At 66.2% G+C, this 367-nt stretch carries 1 protein-coding gene; it reads left to right on the plus strand.

Annotation, left to right across the window (positions count from 1 at the left end):
• Positions 1-367: hypothetical protein (locus ACLQ24_RS30440; RefSeq protein WP_425895174.1), on the plus strand; the 367-nt coding region annotated here is incomplete at both ends.

The following is a 367-nucleotide window of genomic DNA, read 5'->3' on the forward strand; positions in this document are numbered from 1 at the left end:
CAGACGCAGGCCAGCGATGTCGCTGAGCGGGTGGTGCGCTTTGATCCGGTGGATGCGAAAGCCGAGGAGGTCCTGGGACGCCTGATCCTGGTGCCAGCTGACGCGCATGGCCGGTTGTTGAGCGTGGGCGATGGTGGGCAGGTCACTACCGGTGACCCGGTGACGGGTACGGCACTGGCGCACGCGCTGACTGATCCGCCGTCCACCGCCCGGGCAGGCATGATGTCCGCCTCGACATCAGCGGTGGCCCCTGCCGGGGCCTTACCGACGATCACCAAGCGGCACCACAAGAGTTCGTCGGGCCTCTGGTGGACGGTGTATGAGGTGCCGTACGGGCCCGAACTGCAAGAATTCCAGCAGACGGTAA

This window comes from Micromonospora sp. DT4 (assembly GCF_049841675.1).
In the GTDB taxonomy this organism is placed as follows: domain Bacteria; phylum Actinomycetota; class Actinomycetes; order Mycobacteriales; family Micromonosporaceae; genus Micromonospora.